The sequence below is a fragment of the Flavobacterium sp. YO64 genome (genome assembly GCF_004119505.1).
GTDB classification, from domain to species: Bacteria; Bacteroidota; Bacteroidia; order Flavobacteriales; family Flavobacteriaceae; genus Flavobacterium; species Flavobacterium oncorhynchi.
Window position 1 is genome coordinate 1 of record NZ_NRQV01000028.1, and the last position, 20,434, is coordinate 20,434.

At 34.6% G+C, this 20,434-nt stretch carries 13 protein-coding genes; 3 read left to right on the plus strand and 10 right to left on the minus strand.

Annotated elements, in window-relative coordinates:
* Positions 1-904 precede the first annotated feature (904 nt).
* Positions 905-4,060, plus strand: a complete 3,156-nt coding sequence (locus tag BOW57_RS16730) for a TonB-dependent receptor (RefSeq protein ID WP_129055899.1) — start codon at positions 905-907, stop codon at positions 4,058-4,060.
* Positions 4,061-4,093: 33 nt separating this feature from the next.
* Complete coding sequence (locus tag BOW57_RS16735) at positions 4,094-5,500, plus strand: RagB/SusD family nutrient uptake outer membrane protein (protein ID WP_129055901.1); 1,407 nt, start codon at positions 4,094-4,096, stop codon at positions 5,498-5,500.
* A 241-nt stretch (positions 5,501-5,741) separates the two neighbouring features.
* Here the strand turns inward: BOW57_RS16735 and BOW57_RS16740 are convergent, their stop codons facing one another.
* The 10 genes from BOW57_RS16740 to BOW57_RS16785 all read right to left on the minus strand — a co-directional run bounded on the left by BOW57_RS16740 (position 5,742) and on the right by BOW57_RS16785 (position 16,731).
* The gene (locus tag BOW57_RS16740) at positions 5,742-7,250 is read right to left on the minus strand and encodes a glycerol kinase GlpK (RefSeq protein WP_129055903.1); all 1,509 of its coding nucleotides are present in this window, start codon (positions 7,248-7,250) and stop codon (positions 5,742-5,744) included.
* 71 nt (positions 7,251-7,321) lie between these two features.
* The gene (locus tag BOW57_RS16745) at positions 7,322-8,611 is read right to left on the minus strand and encodes a nucleoside hydrolase-like domain-containing protein (protein WP_129055906.1); all 1,290 of its coding nucleotides are present in this window, start codon (positions 8,609-8,611) and stop codon (positions 7,322-7,324) included.
* A 77-nt stretch (positions 8,612-8,688) separates the two neighbouring features.
* On the minus strand, positions 8,689-9,663 hold the full coding sequence (locus tag BOW57_RS16750) for an ABC transporter permease (protein WP_129055908.1): 975 nt from the start codon (positions 9,661-9,663) through the stop codon (positions 8,689-8,691).
* An 8-nt stretch (positions 9,664-9,671) separates the two neighbouring features.
* Positions 9,672-11,162: a sugar ABC transporter ATP-binding protein gene (locus BOW57_RS16755; protein WP_129055910.1), complete on the minus strand. Its 1,491-nt coding sequence runs from the start codon at positions 11,160-11,162 to the stop codon at positions 9,672-9,674.
* Position 11,163: 1 nt separating this feature from the next.
* Entirely contained in the window at positions 11,164-11,778 is a 615-nt protein-coding gene (locus tag BOW57_RS16760) for a DUF2291 domain-containing protein (protein ID WP_129055912.1), read from the minus strand.
* A gap of 2 nt (positions 11,779-11,780) precedes the next feature.
* Positions 11,781-12,701 (minus strand): D-ribose ABC transporter substrate-binding protein, encoded by a 921-nt coding sequence (locus BOW57_RS16765; protein ID WP_129055914.1) that lies wholly within the window; start codon positions 12,699-12,701, stop codon positions 11,781-11,783.
* Positions 12,698-13,654, minus strand: a complete 957-nt coding sequence (locus BOW57_RS16770) for a transketolase family protein (RefSeq protein ID WP_129055915.1) — start codon at positions 13,652-13,654, stop codon at positions 12,698-12,700. Before BOW57_RS16770 ends, BOW57_RS16765 begins: the two co-directional genes overlap by 4 nt.
* The gene (locus tag BOW57_RS16775) at positions 13,654-14,493 is read right to left on the minus strand and encodes a transketolase (RefSeq protein ID WP_129055916.1); all 840 of its coding nucleotides are present in this window, start codon (positions 14,491-14,493) and stop codon (positions 13,654-13,656) included. The genes BOW57_RS16770 and BOW57_RS16775 overlap by 1 nt, the downstream gene beginning before the upstream one ends.
* 54 nt (positions 14,494-14,547) lie before the next feature.
* Positions 14,548-15,951, minus strand: coding sequence for an L-fucose/L-arabinose isomerase family protein (locus BOW57_RS16780; RefSeq protein WP_089056069.1), 1,404 nt, complete (start codon positions 15,949-15,951; stop codon positions 14,548-14,550).
* An 18-nt stretch (positions 15,952-15,969) separates the two neighbouring features.
* Positions 15,970-16,731: a DeoR/GlpR family DNA-binding transcription regulator gene (locus BOW57_RS16785; protein ID WP_089056068.1), complete on the minus strand. Its 762-nt coding sequence runs from the start codon at positions 16,729-16,731 to the stop codon at positions 15,970-15,972.
* Between the two features lie 640 nt (positions 16,732-17,371).
* Between BOW57_RS16785 and BOW57_RS16790 the strand changes: the two genes are divergently transcribed.
* Positions 17,372-20,221: a TonB-dependent receptor gene (locus BOW57_RS16790; protein ID WP_129055918.1), complete on the plus strand. Its 2,850-nt coding sequence runs from the start codon at positions 17,372-17,374 to the stop codon at positions 20,219-20,221.
* Positions 20,222-20,434: the final 213 nt, after the last annotated feature.

The window sequence follows — 20,434 nt, forward strand, 5'->3', positions numbered from 1 at the left end:
ATAATTGATAATTTGTTATGAGACATCTCCAAATCAGAGTTCAATTATTCTATAAAAATTTACGGCTACAGAGCTATTTTAAAAAGAAGAATATATTATAATTGATAAAGTGTAAAACGCAAGGTTTTGAAACCAAATTCAAATAAGGTCATTTGTAATTCGAAATAAAAAAAGTAAAACAAAGTAAAGTGTATTCTTTTTTGATCGTATTTTCTGCTTTTTTTATTTTGTATGTGAAAAATAAAATTATAAGTGCTTATAATTATGTTATGTTTAAAATGAGGCTATTAATAGAATATTAATTTAGATTTTTATGACTTTTTTTGTTAAATCTTATTTTTATTCGTATAGATTTAAAATTAATATCTTCTATTTTTATTCTTTTTTTTATTCTTTTAATTTTTTTTTCTTTCTATTTTTTTCGTTTTGTCATTTTTTTTGTAGTTATTTATATTTTATTATTGATTTTTTTTAATGATTATTTAAAATCATGAATGCTGAATAATAAGAATTTTTTTAACTAACTAAAAATATATTATATGGAAAAAAAATAAAAGTAGAGGCTGTTTAAAATTGTAAATAGGCTAAAACCGTCCTGATTTTTTACTCCGATTTCTTTTGGAATATAATTTTAAAACACGGAGCGAACCGATATGTTAAAGCAAAAAAAATCTGGCTAAATCAAAATTGAAAGAAGACTACTTCTATACAGTCATTGTTTGGGAATGAAAATTTGCATCGAAACGGACTAAATGTTTTACAAGCTTATGAAACTGTTGCCGTATTATGCTGTATAGTTTAAAATTATTAATCTAAAAAACTACTGAAAAATTAAAAAAAGCAATTCAATTTCACTAAATGTGAAAATATAAAATTTTATAACAACCAAATAACCAATAAAATAATGAAACTAAAGTATTACATATTTTTTCTCGGACTATTATTATGCATGCCAATTTATGGGCAGCAACAGAAAGAAATAAGTGGAAAAATTGCTGATGGTCTCGGATTACCAGTGCCAGGAGTAAATATTGTTGAAAAAGGAACCACAAATGGAGTTCAAAGTGATTTCGATGGTAAATTTTCATTAAAGGTAAAAAGTGATAAAGCAGTATTAGTTGTTACTTATGTCGGTTTTAAAACAAAAGAAGTTTTGTTAAATGGCCAAACTAATATTTCGATTAAATTAGAAGAAGACTCTAACAAACTAGATGAAGTAGTTGTTGTGGGGTATGGTTCTGTCAAGAAAAAAGACTTAACAGGAGCGGTGGTTTCTGTTGGAGCAGATAAATTGGAAGGCAGGTCAAATGTTAATGCACTTCAGTCACTCGGAGGACAGGCGTCTGGTGTTCAGATTATACAGTCCCAGGGTGCTCCAGGTCTTGCTCCTACCGTAAAAATACGTGGAGCTTCTTCTATAAATGCAGGAACGACTCCTCTTTATGTTATAGATGGTATTCCGCTGGAAGATAACACAACTACTTCAACGGATTCAGGAATCAGCGGAGGAAGTAATTTGAGTTTTAATCGAAATCCATTGAATTCTATTAATCCTAATGATATTGAGTCAATTGACATTTTGAAAGACGCGTCTTCTGCAGCTATTTATGGTTCTAGGGGAGCAAATGGTGTTGTTATCATTACGACCAAGCAAGGAAAAGCTGGTAAGACCAAAATTGACGCAATTTTTGAGAGTGGTGTTTCTAAAGTCAACCGTAAAGTTGATATGATGAATGCATCAGAATTTATTGCCTACAATACAGCTGCTAGAAACAATACATGGGCGACAACCGTTGCTGCAAATCCATCAGCTACAAGAGGAATTGGTGTAACTGTTCCTGTAGAATTCTCTGATCCAGCTTGGATTGCCCGTATCGGAAATGGAACTGACTGGCAGGATGTTGCATTGAGAACTGCTACTAATATGAATTTCCAGTTGTCGGCTTCTGGTGGAACCGAGAAGACGCAATTTATGACATCATTAGGGTATATAAGTTCAGAAGGTGTTGTAGACAGTAACACTTATCAAAGAATTAATGTAAGATCAAACCTTAAGCATAAGTTTAATGATAAACTTCGTATGGGTATGAACATTGGACTTAGTCAGGTAAATGAAGCACCATATGGTACAGGTGGAAAAAGTGATGTAGTGGGTCTTGCTCTGCAAAGTGATCCATTTTTTCCTCTTTATGTTGAAACAGGAAGTCTTGGTTTTAAGGATCCTACCTCAATTTGGAATACGTTTTCTAAATATGGTTTCCAGCTTTGGCATCCTTATTCCTTAACAAGAGAGGCAATTGCTAAAAAAAGAACGAATGTATCCATACTTACTTCTTTCCTTGAATGGGATATCATTAAAGATTTGACTTTTAAAACTTCTGTGAGTTCTAATATTGAGAATACAGTTCATAATTTCTACTGGAATGCAGGTCAAAACTGGGGATATTCAGGATGGGTGCCAGCGCAGGCTGATTTCAAAACGCTGCAATCTAATAATTGGATTTCAGAAAGTACACTGAATTACAACAAGAAATTTAATGAAAATCACAATCTAAATGTATTGGCTGGCTTTTCTGCTCAAGAACAGCGTACAGATTTAAGCAGTATGACAGCTGGTAGTTTTCCAAATGATTTAGTGCATACTTTGAATGCTGGTGTAGTGAATGCTGGTAATACTTTTGCAGAAGAGTGGTCATTACTTTCTTATTTGGCTCGTGCGAATTATTCGTATAAAGGTAAATATTTGGCAACTGCTGCAATTCGTGCCGATGGCTCTTCACGTTTTGGAGCCAATAACAAGTGGGGGTATTTCCCATCAGGATCGCTTGCATGGCGTATTTCTGAAGAATCTTTTCTAAAAGAATCTTCTTGGTTGACTAATTTGAAAGTTAGATTAAGTTATGGAGAAACGGGTAACAATTCGATTCCAAACTACGGATCGATTGGATTATTAGGTTATAGCCCATATGTAAGTTCTGGTACGGTAAACCAGGGTATTTATACATCAAATTTTGCAGATAAAAATTTGAAATGGGAGAAAACGGGTCAAACCAACTTTGGGGTTGATTTTAGTGTTTTTAACGGACGTGTGAAATTTACGGGTGATATTTATTATTCAAAAACTAAGGACTTATTACTTAATGTGCCTATTCCAATTATTTCTGGGTTTTCTTCTACTTTGACGAATATCGGAGAGCTGGAGAATAGAGGATTTGAAGTAAGTCTTAGCACAATTAATATTGATAGAAAATTCAAATGGAGTACTGATTTTAACATTTTTGCTAATCGAAATAAAGTGTTAAAACTAGGTGCAAATGATGCTCCAATAGATATTAATGTGAGCAGTATGACATCGCGTACAGCAGTAGGACAGCCAGTAGGGATGTATTATGGTTATATTATTGATGGTGTAATTATGTCACAAGCGGAGTTGAACAGCAAAGCATATCCTGTATGGCCAGGTAGTGAAGCGGGTGATCCAAGAGTAAGAGATGTTAATAACGATGGTAAAATCAATTCTGACGACCGAACTTATTTGGGTAACTATCAGCCTAATTTTCAATGGGGTATGACTAATAATTTTTCTTACGCAGGATTTGAGCTTTCTGTTTTGTTACGCGGTTCACAAGGAGGAGAAATCCTTAACCATACTGCCCGATATTTGAAATCAGGTGTAGGTGGAGGTAACCGTAATATGTATTCTGTTGTAAACAATTACTGGAAATCTGATGCTGATCCAGGAAACGGAATGATTCCGAAACCTCGTATGTCGCCAAACACTGTTCAGGATTTTGGCTCAAGTTATTGGGTTGAAGACGGATCATTTGTTCGTATACAAAATATACGTCTAGGCTATAATCTGCCAAAAGATTTAGTTCAAAAACTGAAGATAAGTAATATAAAGTTATATGTAAATATGGAAAATGTACATGTGTTCTCAGATTATTTAGGATATGATCCAGAAGGCAGTACTTATCAATCTGGTGCCATGGTTGGCTTCGATTATGGAGCGTATCCAAATCCTTTTACTGCTACTATGGGACTAAATGTTAGTTTTTAAGAATCGATAAAAATCATTTAAAACGTAAGAAAAATGAAAAAAATAATATCAATGCTTTTTTGCAGCTTATTCCTAATAGGATGCAGTTCAGATTTTTTAGATAAAACCCCTGTTTCAAATGCTAACGAAGAGAATTTCTATAAATCTCAGAAAGATATTGAAACAGCGTTGTGGTCTGCTTATAATTCGCTTTATCTCCTTAATGGTCCTGAAAGTCTGCCATCATTCTATGGTGAGTTAATGTCTGATAACGCCTATAGTGATAATGCTGCCGGAAGAATACAAGACTATGAAAGTTTCGAATTGCACACGATGACAATCGATAATGAGTTAGTGTTTAATTTCTGGAATAACTATTATAAATCAATCTATATTGTAAATAATATTATTACCAGCGCCGAAAAACTTGATTTTGCTAATCGAGATGCCTTAATTGGAGAAGCAAAGTTTTTACGTTCCTTATATTACTTTGATATGGTTCGTGCTTGGGGCGATGTGCCATTGGTTACAACTCCAATTAGTATTGATCAAGCTTATGCACAAGCGCGCACGCCAAAGGATCAGATTTATGATCAAATTATTAAAGATCTTGATTTTGCAGCGGCTAAATTACCAATAAAAACAAGTCAGCGTTTTGTGGGAGCTGCTAGTCAGGAAGCTGCCAATACTTTGTTAGGTAAGGTTTATTTAACTATAGGGAATAAAGCAAAAGCGGCAGAAACTTTATTGAAAGTATATGGTAAGTTTAGTCTGGTGCCTTATGCCGATTTATGGGATTTAACCAAGAAAAATGGCGCATCGTCTATTTTTGAGATTCAATATAAAGGAGGCGTAGCTAATCCATACAGTTCATATTGGGCGATGTTCACACCGGTTGACAATCGTGTTATTACCGCTTGGGGAGGAGGATTTAATCAGGTTACGAATGATTTATGGAATGCTTATGAAGCAACTGACCCAAGGAGAGATATTTCTATTCAAAATGGGTATAAAACTCCTAATGGTTCAACTGTTAATGTGAAATTTTCAATTAAGTGGAAAGATGCAAAAGCTCCTGTTAATGGTTTAAGAGAGGCTTCGGATAATAACTTTATCATTCTTCGTTATGCAGATGTTCTTCTAATGCTGACAGAAGCAACTTCAGACCCAAAATACATGAATGAAGTTCGTGCCCGTGTTGGGTTGCCAGCTTATGGAGCGGCAGGTTATCCAACTCAGTACAATACAGTAGCTCTTGCTTTAGAGCATGAAGCCCAAGTAGAATTTGCGTGCGAATTCCATCGTTGGTTTGATTTAATAAGAACAGGAAGAGCCATTCCAGTAATTAAAGGCAGCAGTAAAAATATCACGCTTACCGAAGCGAAATTATTATTGCCTATTCCGTTTTTAGTAATTAATCAAAATCCAGGTGTTATTACTCAAAATGAGGCTTATAAATAAAATAAACTCATAATTAATTTAATAAAAATGAGCCCGATATATCGGGCTCATTTTGTTTAGCTCGAATAGATGAGAGATATATAAAAAATAGCTGTTATAAAATTAAACTGAAACAGTATTACAATTTATCATAAAAAGAAACCGTCTTGTAAGGACGGTTTCTTTTTATTTACTAATGTGCTATTTTTAAAAAGCTATTAAAATTTATATTTAAATAACTAAGTAAGTTAATTTCAGATCTTTATTTGATCTGGTATTGACCTATTTTTTGTTTCCAGCCAAGATATCCATTTGCAGGCAGTTCATTATTCGAATCACTTAAAACCTGTTCTGTTTGTCTTTTAACAAGAGTAGAGAGCTGTTCAATATTTTTGTAAACACCACTTTTCAGTCCAGATAAATAAGCGGCTCCTAGAGCAGAAACATCAGAGTTTTGTTGCTTATTTAGTGGAATTCCTAGTAAATCTGCTAAAAAATGAACCACAAATTTATTTTGTGTCATCCCTCCATTGACAGAAATAGATTTTAATGGCGCTTTCATATCTTTTGTCATGGCTTCAATTACATCTTTGATTTGATACGGAATGCTTTCTAAAGCCGCTCTCACGATATGATTTTTAGTCGTTCCAAAAGTCATTCCTTCAATGGATGCTTTTCGGTTCATTTGCCAGTGCGGTGCGCCCAATCCGCTAAAAGCAGGAATTAAATAAACGCCTGAATTGTCATTAATTTCCATTGCCATAAAGGCTGTTTCAGCAGGATTTGAAAATAATTGTAATTCATTTTTCAGCCATTCTATGGTGGATCCACAGGAAACAATAGCACCTTCAAGTGCATAATCTATTCGATCTTCGGTACTCCAGCAAATTGTCGTGAGCATTCCAAAATTTGACAAAACGGCTTCGTCGCCAATATTCATCATTATAGAACTTCCTGTTCCCATTGTGACTTTTGCAGTGCCTTTTTCGAAACAGCCTTCTCCAAAAGAAGCAGCATGAGAATCGCCAATTAAAGCAGTAATTGGAATAGAAATATTAATATTATTGCCGAAAATCTGACTTAAATCAATTTCCCCAAAATCATGTGATGAAGGGCAGACCTGAGGCAGGTTTAAGTTGTTTAATCCCCATTTTTCAAGAATTTCAGCATCCCATTTTAGGGTATGAATATTGAAAAGTAAGGTTCTGGAAGCATTTGTATAATCGGTTTTGAAATGAGTTCCGTTACTCAATTTATACAAAAGCCAGCAATCGACTGTTCCAAAATAAACTTCGCCTTGCGTTACTTTTTCTTTTAAGGCAGCATCATTTTGTAGCAGCCAAAGCAATTTAGTGCCAGAAAAATAAGGATCTAATAATAAACCTGTTTTTTGCTTGATTGTATCATTTTGTCCCTTTTCGATTAAATCAGTACAGATATTAATAGAGCGTTTACAGGCCCAAACTACTGCCGGAGCCAATGCTTTTCCGTTTTTATCCCAAAGAACAAATGTTTCTCTTTGATTGCTGATGCCGCAAGATATTATATCTCTCAGCTGAAGTCCCTGATCAGTAAAATTATTCAGGCAAAGGCGAACAGAATCAAGAACATTTTGGTAAATATCTTCTGGATTTTGTTCAACAAAACCATTGTCAAAATAAGTTGTTTTTAGATCTACACTGCCTTTAGAAACAGCTAATCCTAATTCGTCAAAAAGTATGGTTTTGGTACTGCTCGTACCTTGGTCAATAGCTAGAATATATTTTTTCATTTATCTTTTGCAGTAAAAATTGATTTTTGACAATTAGAGAGTATAAGATTATTTGGAGTGAGATCAAGATATTATCTAAGCCAATCCCAGCGTTTAGCCCAATCTAAAAGTACATCGGTTCTCCATTTTAAAACCGTTTTACCGCCTTGCCAAATATCATCATAAAGTTCAGGATTTGGTCGATCCGTGTACCAATTCTTACCTAAATTATAGTCTGTTGCATTAGGTTTGCCTGGCCAGAGATTGCTTACTAAAAAAGTACCGCTCTGGGTTTCAAATCCAGGAATGTTCGAAGTAACTTTATAGCTTAATTTTTCAGTACGTTTTGGACAATATCTAACTACATAATTCCCATTACCTATATAATATCCTTCCCATTTTTGTTCGCCAATTTCTGCCTGAACCGTCATTGTGATGCAAGCTGAATCTTTAGGGATATTAACAATAGGTCCTTTAAAATGAAATTCCATTATAGAAAATACGGGTACAGTATCTTTCACTGTCGTATTTCTATCAAATACAATTCTAGGGCTATGCGCTATCTTTATATAACTGCCGCCCCAGCTTTCTTTCATTGGATTATTTGGATCTCCATCCATCATATAGAGTAATGATGGCGTGTCACCCATTTTAAGCCTGCCTTCATAACGGTTATTTTTATAGTCTTTGCCTAAAAATCCCGCCTCGTTAATATAGTTCTTATAGTAATTTTTTTCGTTTAAATTCTCGGCGACATTATCTGAGAAAAATCCATAATATGATGAATTAGATTCTATAAACCAAAGATTTGGAAAATTAGCCGCTATGTAAGCATAACTATCTGCACTCCATTTTTTATTAGGTCCGCCTATCCAAAACACTTTTATATTTTTCTGAATTTCGGGTTTATCATGTAATGCTTGTGCCAAATCTTCAAGACCACCCCAAATCAGAATCCAAAGCGGTCTTTTATCTTTTTTTAACGCACACTTGATAATCCAGTCCGATCCTTCTGTTGAAGCTGCAAAGCCTTTAAAAGGAAAACGACCAAGTTTTCCTTGTTTACTTACTGAACGCAAATATTCTGGGGTTGCTAATCCTTGAATGTGTTTTTGTAGTTTTGGAAGGTCTTTTTCGTATAGATCGATAGTTCTTACTATTTCTTCTTTACTGCCCTCGCCATATGAAGGTGAAGAAATAAGTCCTTCAATATCAAATTTTTCATTATACATTAAGAGATGAATCATAGATTGGTTATCATCTGGGTCTGTACCTCCAATATCTGTACTTACTATAATTCTGGGCTTAACAGGTACTGGCTTCTGCGCTAGAAGTATGGTAGAAACAGCACAAAATAGAATCGTGAAAATCAGCTTGTTCATATTTTTTAAATTAAGAATTGATTTATGACAAATGCCATCTTGAAAATTAACAGTCGTAACCAGAGTCATTGAGGGTATTATCTGTTTTTTTGATTCATTTTATCAATGATTACCGCTAATAAAATAACAAATCCTTTTACGACCTGCTGCCAAAAAGGCGAGACATCCAATAAAACCAATCCATTATTTAAAACCCCAATAATTACTGCGCCAATTACAGTCCCGGCTACGGTACCAATACCTCCTGAAAGAGAAGTTCCTCCAATAACTACGGCCGCGATTGAATCTAATTCGTAACTCATACCAGCATTAGGTTGTGCTGAATTTAGCCTTGAAGTAACTAAAACGCCACCTACAGCAGCCATCATTCCTGCGATTCCATAAACGGCCAATTTGATTTTATTGATGTTAATTCCGGACAAGAAAGCCGCTTTTTCATTTCCACCAATGGCATATATATATCTTCCAAAGGTTGTTTTCTTAGTTAAAAAAATAACAATAAGAACCATCGTCAGTGAAATCCAGACAGGTACAGGAATTCCTAGAATCCAGCCAGAACCTATGAATTCAAATTCAGAACCTAAATTAGAAATAGGAATTCCTTCTGTATAAAGCATCGTAAATCCACGGGCAATGGTAAGCATGGCCAGTGTTGCTACAAAAGGAGGAATGGAGAATTTAGTAATGACCCAGCCGTTAAAAAGTCCTAAAGCCATTCCGATAAGAACTGATACTAAAATGGCTCCTAAGACGGAAAAGCCAACAAATAAATCCATAGACTCAAAAGCGATTCCGTTTTTTAATAATCCGGCGCATACTGCTGCAGTAAAGCCTAATACAGAACCTACTGAAAGATCTATTCCAGCCATCAAAACCACTAAGGTCATTCCGACAGAAATACAAACATTTACAGAGATTTGTCTCAGTACGTTCCAAAGATTAGCGCTGGTCATAAACTTATCAGACAATAAGCTGATAAACAGACACAGCAAAAACAATGCAATCAAGGATTGCGATTTCTTAATAATAGGGTGGTTTAGTGAGATAGTCATAGTTGTGGTTATTCTGGTAAAGCTGATTTTAATAATTTATCTTCATTAGCTTCATTGGCGAGAAAGGAGGCTTTAATTTTCCCTTCAGCCATTACTAAAATTCGATCCGAAAGGGCTAGTATTTCGGGAATCTCAGAAGAAACTAAAATGATACTCATTTGGTTAGTTGCGAGTTCTTTTATTAGATTATAAATTTCATTTTTAGCATTTATATCTATTCCGCGTGTTGGCTCATCCATCATTAAAATTTTAGGATTGGTCGCGAGCCATTTTGCCAGAACTACTTTTTGTTGATTTCCACCACTTAAATTTTGGCAGAGCTGCGTTTCAGATGGTGTTTTGATACGCAATTTTTCAATATAATCTTTTGAGGATTGCTTGTCTTTTGAAGGGTTCAAAATTCCGAAGGTAGGTAAGCTGGTCAGGCTTATATTGGATGAAATATCCATTCCTAAAATTAATCCTTCTGTTTTACGATCTTCGGTCACAAAAGCTAATCCATTTTGAATGGCTTCTTTTGGCTTATTATGAAACGTATTTTTTTGGTCAATTTCTAAATTATAGTCACTATTTGCAGGATGCATACCAAATAAGGTTTCCAAAAGTTCGGTTCTGCCGGCTCCCATTAAACCGAATATGCCCAGGATTTCGCCTTTTTTTAATTCGAAAGAAATGTCATGCAGGAGTTTTCTTTTATTATTGCTGGGATGATTAAGATTAAGGTTATCAACTTTCAGAATAGTGTTTTGAAATTGAGTTTGGGTATTTTTTCTTTCAATAAGCACGTCACGACCTACCATTTTTCGAATTAAATCCTGCTCAGTAGCATTTTTCATTTCTCCCTCATCAATGCTGTTGCCGTCTCGTAAAACAGTATAGTTTTCAGCAATTTTGAACAATTCATCCATTTTATGAGAAATGTAGACAATAGTTTTGCCTTCTTTTTTTAACTCATAAATAATGCGATGCAGGTTGTCTATTTCTTTATCGCTTAAAGCAGAAGTAGGTTCGTCCATCAAAATAACATCAGCATTACAAAGCAGTGCTTTTGCAATTTCAATTAGTTGTTGTTCTCCCACTTTAAGTTGTTGAACCAATGTTTTAGGAGAAACATTCAATTGAATTTTTTCGAAAATGCGTTTGGCTTCCGTTTCCATTTTTGCAGCATCTAAAAGTCCAAGAGGAGTTAAGATTTCTCTTCCCAGAAATAGATTTTCTGTTACGCTCAGTTCAGGAATCAAATTTAATTCCTGATGAATAATTGCTATGCCTGCATTTTGTGCCTCTTTTATATTCGAAAATGAAACTGCTTGTCCATTTAACTGAATTTCGCCATCGTATTGCGTGTAAACACCTGTCAGGATTTTTAACAAGGTTGATTTGCCTGCGCCATTTTCTCCCAATATGGCATTGACTTTTCCGGGGTAAAATTTAAAATTTACCTGATTGAGTGCTTTTACGCCTGGGAATTCTTTTGATATGTTTATTGCTTCTAACAATTTACTGAAGTTTAATTTGTGATGGAATAATTAAAAGGTCAGTAAACAGAGTTTGTTTTTTACTCAATTTAATGGCTCCTGAGAATGAAATGCTATCACCAATTTTCACCTTTTTAATTTCTTTTGGCATAACCTCATTGCGAACAATATCATTTAAGCTTTCTGAAACTGTGTTAAATTGAGCATTGGTTTTAAAATCAGTTAGTTTAACTAAACCGGAAGCATCTCTTAAAGCATTTCCGAAAATGTATTTGGTGTCAATGAAAATGATACCATTTTTTTCGTCAGCAATGGTGTAAATGCCATCTTTTATATCGAGAATTTTGCCGGTGCTTTTAATCATAAAATAAGCTGAATTTCCTATTCCGAGTCGGTTTCCATAATTTTTAAAAGCAGCTTGCTGATCTGATTTTACCGAAGCAATCAGCGTAGTTAAATCGATAGTTTTTTTACTTTTCAAAATGCCTTTATAGTAAATGGAATCAGCATAAACTTTAAAGTCAAAAGATTCTTTTTGTGCTTTTTGAACATCGCTCAGTTTTTTAAAATAAACTGAATTATATCCTAAAAAGGCTATTATAAGGAAGGCTAAAATATAAACATACTTTTTTTTCATCTTTAATAGTCTTTTATGTTTGCTGCGTTTATTAATTCGACTTCTACAGGAACTCTTTGCGGGAATACTCTTCTCCCTTTAAAATATTCATCTGCATATTGGGCAGCTGTTTGAGCCATAACTTTAGGAAATTGCATACCGGTAGCCACAATTTTCTTTTCTCTAATTTTTTCAATTACATCTCCAGCGCCATCAAACCCAAAAATTTTGACTTTATATTCCTTTCCTGCTGCTTGCAAGGCTTGAAAAGCGCCCATTGCCATGGCATCATTACCACAAAAAACAGCATCAATATCAGGGTTTGCCTGCATAATAGTTTCTAAAACTTCCATGGCTTTAGTTCGGTCGAAATTACCGCTTTGTTGTGCCACCATTTTTAGGTTTGGAAATTTATCGACCACCGAATGGAATCCTTTTGATCTTGCCCACGTATTATTGTCACCTACAAGGCCAATGATTTCTACGTAATTTCCTTTTTCTTTTAATTCTTTTACAAATTCAATTCCGATAGAAACGCAACCTGAATAGTTATCCGAAAGAATTTGACTTGTTGCCGCATCATCTGCGTTTACTTCTCGATCCATACAAAAAACAGGAATTCCTGCAGTTTTAGCTTTTAAGATGCTTGAAATAGAACCATCAGAATCTGTCGGGTTCAAAAGAATGGCATTATAACCAGATGAAATAAGGTTTTCAAAATTATCCGATTCGATGGCAGGATTATTTTGCGAATCAAATATCTTCGCTTCATAACCTAATTTTCGGGCATTTTCAGCTGCAGATTCTGCCAGCATTACAAACCACGGATTATTTAATGTTGAAACCACAACTGCAATTTTTGGCTTTTCAGCCTTCTCCTTGGAAGTACATCCGAAGATTAAAACCAAGGTTAGCAGCACTAAGGTAAAGTGTTTTGTCTTCATGGTTTTAATAGGTTTAAAGCGGTGTTTTTTAACCCATCTGCTGATATGCCATAATGATTGAAAATTTCTATTTGAGAACCGGAAACGGTATGATCATCCGGCAATCCTACAATTTTGAATTTGTTTACGCAGCCATTTTGGAATAATAAAGAAGCTACTGCTTCGCCTAATCCTCCATTAATAGAATGTTCCTCCACAGTAATAATAGGTTTACTGTTTGAAGCTGCTCCCAATAATAACTCAGTATCTAAAGGCTTAATAGTGTGTAAACTGATTATTTTGCAGGAAATATTATGGTCTTTTTCTAACAATTTAGCAGCTTCAAGACATGGAAGCACAGCTTCACCAGTAGCAATAAAAGTAAGATCACTTCCTTCCTGAATGATACGTCCTTTTCCAATTTTGAAATCGGTTACATTCGGGTTAAGATTAGCAGGCATTGTCTTTTTACCAAAACGCAAGTAAATAGGACTTTGCATTTCAACTGCTTGTTTGATAGCTTCAGCGGTTTCAAAATTGTCTGCTGGTGCCACGATAGTGATATTATTGATGGCTCGAAGTGCTGCAAAATCATGTAAACTATGATGTGTAGTTCCTAAAGCGCCATAACTTACGCCGGCACTAATACCGATTAATTTCACAGCATTATCTGAATATGCCACATCATTTTTAATTTGTTCCAATGCACGAGCCGTAAGAAAACAGGCAGGAGAAACGGCAAAAGCTTTTTTGCCCATACTAGCCAAACCAGTGGCAACACCTACAAGATTTTGTTCGGCAATACCTACTTCAACAATTTGTTCAGGATATTTTTGTCCAAAGGGCACTAATTTTCCTGAGCCACGAGAATCACTCGTCACAACCATAATATCTCTGTCAGTTGCTGCTAACGATTGAAGAACTTCAGAAAAGACTTCGAGGTTAGCGGCATCACTTGTTTTTATTTCTACCATTATTTTAAAACAGTTTCAAGTTCTTGTAATTGTTTGTCTAACTCTTCTATTGCCAAATCGTATTGCTCTTTTGAAGGAACGCCATGATGCCATTTCAAGACGTTTTCCATATAGCTAATTCCTTTTCCTTTGGTGGTATGCGCTATGATAAAGCTTGGTTTACCACTTTTCAATGGTAAATTATTTAGTACTTGTGAAAGTTCTTCTACATTATGTCCATCTACATGGGTTACAGCCCAGCCAAAAGCTTCCATTTTTTTATCTATAGGTTCAAGACCCATAACATCAGCATTTGGCGCTGTAATTTGCAGTTTATTGTAATCTAAAATCGCACAGAGATTATCTAATTTATAGTGTGCAGCAAACATCATGGCTTCCCAATTAGAGCCTTCTGCCATTTCACCGTCACCTAAAATAGTAAAAACCTTTACATCTGAATTGTCTCTTTTTGCAGCCAAAGCAGCTCCTGCACAAATAGGTAAACCGTGACCTAATCCTCCTGTATTTTGCTCGATACCAGGAATAGCTTTAGTAGGATGTCCTATGTAAGGAGATTTGTATTGGCAAAGTGTCAATAAATCTTCTTCAGGAAAAAAACCTTTGTCTGCTAAAACCACATATAAAGCTTCAACACAGTGTCCTTTACTTTGAATAAATATATCTCTGGTCTTAGAATTGAAATTCTCAGGAGAAACGTTCATTACATTATTGTATAAAACATTGAGTATGTCTAAAATAGACAGACTTCCTCCTGTATGACCAGCTTTGGCATTATAGATGTATTTGAGTATTTTTTTTCTACTCTCAATTGATTTTCTTTTTAATTCGTCAATGTGCATCTTATATTAATTTATCGTTTGTAAAACTTTGCAAATCCATGTGATTAATTCAATTTAGTGTCTGTAAATTTCCCAACCCATGTAATTGCCTAAAGCTTCTTCTAAGATGGCAGCTGTTTTTGAAGCATTCATTACTACGTGATGTTCAAATCCGTTTTTACAAATGTATTGCATTAGCCCTTGTAAGTCAGGTATTTGAGCTACAGCTCTGTTTCCAAAAGTGTTTAGTGCGTCGTCTGTAAGTTCGCCTTCACCAATATATACTTTAATAATACCTTTTGGATCGTCAGTACTAATTCTTCCGTAAGTTAGAGGCATTGCGGGTGTTCTTCCGTCTAAAGCGCCATAAGTGTTTTCGACTCCAACAGTAGTTCCAAGAATAGGAGCAGTGCTTAACTGGATGTCTGGCAAGAATGATTTAGCCCAGTTTCCACAGTGAAATAAAACACATTTTTCAGGATCATCAGCATAGTTATTATTCCAGTCTACCAATGCACTAGGTGATCCTGATGCTAATTGCATGGCATACATACTTAAAGTTCCTGTGACATCAACCTCACAAGCACTTGGAAGCATGTTTTCACTCATGATACTCATACTTGTACATACATTGCAGCCATAGTTTTGTTGCAATGAAGTCCAGCATTGGATGGCAGTTGCATCCAGAGCATATTCTTCCATGAAATCTTTTAATACCACATCTAATTTGGCGATTTGAAGCATAGCCTCATTTGGTGTTTTGCCTTGAGCGACGTAAGCATTAATAGATTCTAAATGTTTTTTTACCGATGCATCCTCAGCTGTCAGTTTATTTGCTTTTCCTAAAATTTCAGACAAATCTACTGTAGTTACGGTAATGCCGTTTCTTTGTAATATTTTTTCAGAATAACGAACGGTATTAAAGGCTCCCGGTCTGGCTCCAATAGCGCCGATTCTGACATTTCGCATTCCTTTTACAACTCTGCAGACAGCAGTAAAATCTAGTAAGTCTTTCTGGAAAACAGGGTCAGAAGGACTCATTACATGCTGGCTTGTCAAGGAGTATTTTATTCCATATTGATATAAATTATTACAAACCGAAATTTTACCGCACCACGAATCACGTCTGTTTACCACATTCATTTTGGTTAACTCATCTGGATAGGCCTGAATAAGAACTGGAACATTTAGATTGGCTAGTTTTAATGTATCGGCAACACCTTTTTCATCCCCAAAATTAGGCAGCAAAACAAGGACACCCATAATTTCGTCTTGGTGTCTTTTGAATAATTCTGCACATTTTTGTGCTTCCTTATAGGTTTCTACTCCGCCTAATTTGGTGTCGGTACTGTCTAGTAAAATAGGTTTGATGTTTAATTTTGCTAAAATTTCAATAATTTCAAATCTGGCCTTTTCTACTAAACTGTCTGGAAAAAAATCTCTATTTCCAATAATTACTCCTAATGTTGATGTTGTCATTCTTTGGTTTTGTTTTTTTTATGCTATTATTACTTCAATTTCATTGTCTCTAAATACTTGTTTGTGTTTTTCCTCGATGTTATCATCAGTTATTATGTAGTCAATTAAGGATAATGCTCCTAAACTGGCTAATGCGCTTTTCCCTACTTTTGTACTATCAGCTACCAGATACGTTACTTCTGCAGCTTCAATCATTGCTTTTTTTACAACCAGGTCACTAATACTTGGATAGGTAAGTCCTGCTTTTAATGAGATTCCTGCCGTGGCTAAAAATAACTTCTGAACATGTAATCCTTTAAAAAAGTCTGCGGCTTTTTGTCCTGTAAGTGATAATGTTGGCGGCTTGAATTCGCCTCCGGTCATAATCACTTCGATATCCGGATCAGCACCTAATAATAAAGCGATGTTTAATGCATTTGTAATTACAGTTAATCGTTTATGACCTTTTAGTTTTTTTGCGATTTCTGTTGTTGTTGAACCTGAATCGAGAATAATGGTATCTCCATTTTCTATGAATTCCAGACATTTCTGCGCAATAGCCGATTTTTGTTCCAAGTTTTCCTGACGTTGCAGCGAAAAACTTCTAACCTGATCTTCTACATTTTTAATGCTTGCTCCACCATGTTCCTTAAGGATCAATCCTTCGCTTTCTAATTTTTCAAGGTCTTGACGTACTGTTACTTCTGTAACTTTGAATAAACGAGCTAAATCGTTCACTTTTGCAAAACCATCTTCTTTTAACAGGTCTAATATTTTTTCTCTTCTTTGATTTGCTAACATGTTATTTGTTTTTAATATGTGAATAACAAATATAAACAATTGCAAAACAAATTAAAGTAGATGCAAAACAAATATAAAGCAAATGTAAAACAAAATAAAAGAAAAACAAAACAAAATAAAAGAAAGAAAAAGAAAATTTAAGTTTTTGCTTTTTTAAATGACAAGGTGTTGTGTGTTAGTTGTTTGTGTATGTAATTGTGTTGTTGGTTTCTTTTTTAGAATGGAAAAATAATATAAATAGCATTATTTAGTTGTTTGTGTTGGATGTTGCTAATTTCTTTGTTTATTATAATTTATGGTATTCAGAAGAAGAAAACTGTAAGTTTTAAACTGAAAAGATTATAATAAAGTTTGTGAACTTGAATTCTTTGAGTCTTTGTTTTGTTAGCTGTCTATCTTTCTGCAGCTTCTTGTATTGCTTCAGGAAATGGTAATTATTACTATTTGTAAATATTTTTTTGAATGTTTATACTTTGTGTTTGTTTTTAATTTTACCTTCAATAAACTGACGTTGTTAACATTAAAATTACATAACAATAATCCTCTGTTAAGGATTTCTTAAAATCTAAAAATTTACTATAAGTAAATTTATATCCATTTTTGCAACGAAATATTTACTAATATTAATAATTTAACTGAAATGGAAAAAAATAGGTTTTTGATTTATGTAGCTTTTTTATTGGTTTCGCTTACAGCAGCAGGGCAAAAAGGAGCTATAAAAGGTAAAGTGTTTGATGGTGCATTTCCGCTTCCAGGCGCAATTGTACAGTTGAATGGGACTCAAAAAAATACTTCAACAGATTTTGAAGGAAGTTACAATATTACCGGAATTGAAGCCGGAGATTATGAAATCGTGGTTACTTATTTAGGTTACGAAAAAATCAACCAGAAAATTACAATCGGAGCTGGAAAAGTAATGGTTGTTCCAAATATTTTATTGAAAGCTTCGTCAAATAATTTGGATGAGGTAGTTGTGAAAGATAATTCAAAAAGACTTAGTGAAGCCAAGGCATTAAATATTCAAAAAAATGCAATCAATTTGGTAAATGTGATAGCTGCTGACGGTATCGGAAAACTTCCGGATCGTAATGCTGCAGAAGCTGTACAACGTGTTCCAGGCGTATCTATTGAGCGTGATCAGGGCGAAGGTCGTTATGTGGCTGTGCGCGGATTACCTGCTGAATGGAGTTCTACTACAATGAATGGAAACCGTATTCCAACTGCGGCAGATGAAGGGGCGAGCAGAGCTACAGCATTTGATTTTTTTCCGACGGAAATGATTGGTTATGTTGAGGTTTCTAAAGCTTTAACACCTGACATAGATGCTGATGCATTAGGTGGAAGCGTGAATTTTATAACAAAAACAGCGCCTTCTAAGTTTACCGTAGACGCTAGTGTTGGTATGGGATACAATGCAAAATCGGATAAAGGAATTTACAGCGGATCAGTTTTGGTTGGAGACAAGTCCAAAAATGGAAAATTTGGATATATTCTGAATTTTTCACAATGGAACAGAAATTGGGCTTCTGATAATTTTGAAGCAAGAAGATCTGGAGATGAAGGTGTTTACCGTTTAGAATTAAGAGATTATACCGGCGAAAGACATACAACAGGTTTTAACGGCGGATTTGAATTTAATCCAAACGAAAGAAATAAGTTTTTCGTAAAACTGAATTACGGGAAACTTCTTGATGAAGAAACGCATTTTAAACGTCGTATACGTTTTGATAAATTCAATGCAGCAACAAATACAGGAAGAGTAGAACTTCAAAACATCTACAACGAATTGAACTTTGATTTTTATGGCGGTGAAGTTGGAGGAAAACATATCGGAAACAAAGGTGTTTTTGATTGGAGTGCTGCGCATTACAGCACTGAGTTTTATTACGGAAATGTTCCTGACGCTCAAAACAACAGTTATTATTCTGTATTTTTTAAACAAGACGGAGTAGGTTTAAATCCTGCTTATCTTCAGGATAGAGGAAACGGTCCTAGAGCTTATTGGGATTCTGATGGAGGATATATGGATACCGATAATATGTTTGGTTATTTGTCAAATCCTAATTTTCAGGACAGTCCTAATTTGATGAAATTTAGCACGTTGGAACTTTATAAAGTAGCTGTAAAAGAAAGAGATAATATTGTAGCATCGGCGAATTATGAATTTGATGCCAATGAAAATCTTAACTTAAAATTTGGTGCTAAATTTAGAGATAAAGACAGAATTGCCACTTTTGCAGATGAGTTTTACAATTGGAACGGAACGGCAGCGTCGCCAACTTTGGCAAGTTATGGACAATACAATATTATGCAGCCCAAAGGAACAGAATACCTGAAAGAGCTTCATACTAATATTGGAAATAGTTTTGGACCAGTACTTTCTCCAACTGGAATGAATCAGTTTTATAATGATAATTTTAATAATGGTAATTTGAAATTGTCTGAAAGCGATTCTGAAATTCTTGCCAACGGCGGTGGATTAGGGCGTAACTTCAATGTTGATGAAACACATACTTCTTTATACGGAATGGCGACGTATAAAATAAATAATAAACTTACCTTTTTGGGAGGTTTGAGAGCTACCAACACCAATACAAAAGTGAGCGGTTATCAATATGATGTAACACCTGAAAATCCGGATGGATTACTTTCTAAAGTTACAAAAACAAAAAACTATCTATCGCTTTTGCCAATGCTTCATTTAAAATATTCTCCTGAGGAAAATACAAATCTAAGACTGGCGGCAACGAGAACTTTTACAAGACCTGATTTTGGTTATTTAGCGCCAGGTGGTACTTATTTGGCTGCTGATAATGAATATGATGGAGGTAATCCAGATGTGAATCCTACATATTCGTATAATTTTGATTTGATGGGAGAACATTATTTTGGAAAATTGGATGTTGTTTCTGCCGGAGTGTTTTACAAAACGATTACCGATCCTATTTTTATGGATACCAAACAAGGTGATATTAACGGACATACCGGAGTCGAAATCTCACAACCTATGAATGGTGATAATGCATGGCTTTTTGGTGCTGAAATTAGTGGAAACAAAAAGTTTGATTTTCTTCCGGGATTCCTGAATGGTTTTGGTGTTCAAGCTAACTATACTTTCACTAAGTCGCAAATGACAATTCCAGGTCGCGCAGGAAAAACCAGTTTGCCTAGACAAGGTGATCATTTAGCAAATGCGCAGTTGTATTATGAAAAAGGAAGGATAAATGTTAGGGCGGCTTATAACTTTAAATCAAAATATATTACTGAACATGGTACAAGTGGTTTAGATAGAGATGATGTTTATTATGGTGCTTATTCTGCATTAGATGCTACATTTTCATTCAAATTAACCAAGCATTTTACAATTTTTGCCGAAGCAAACAATCTTCTTAATGATAAATTAGAATATTATTATGGAGATGACAGCCGACCAAAACAAGTAGAACTTTACGGAATCAGAGGGCAAATGGGGGTTAAATGGAGCCTGTAGAATAAAATTTTGTTTGATGTTTTTTTATTGGAAGAGTCGGTTTTATGCCGGCTTTTCCTTTTTTTAGGAGATTAGTTATTTTATAATACTGAAATTTTTATTCGATTTGAAATGTTAAATTTTACTATTTGTAATTTTTTGATTGATTTGATGTTTTCGTTTAGAAACTTTAAAAGTATACTTCGTAGAAAATTTACATTTGACTTAATTGTT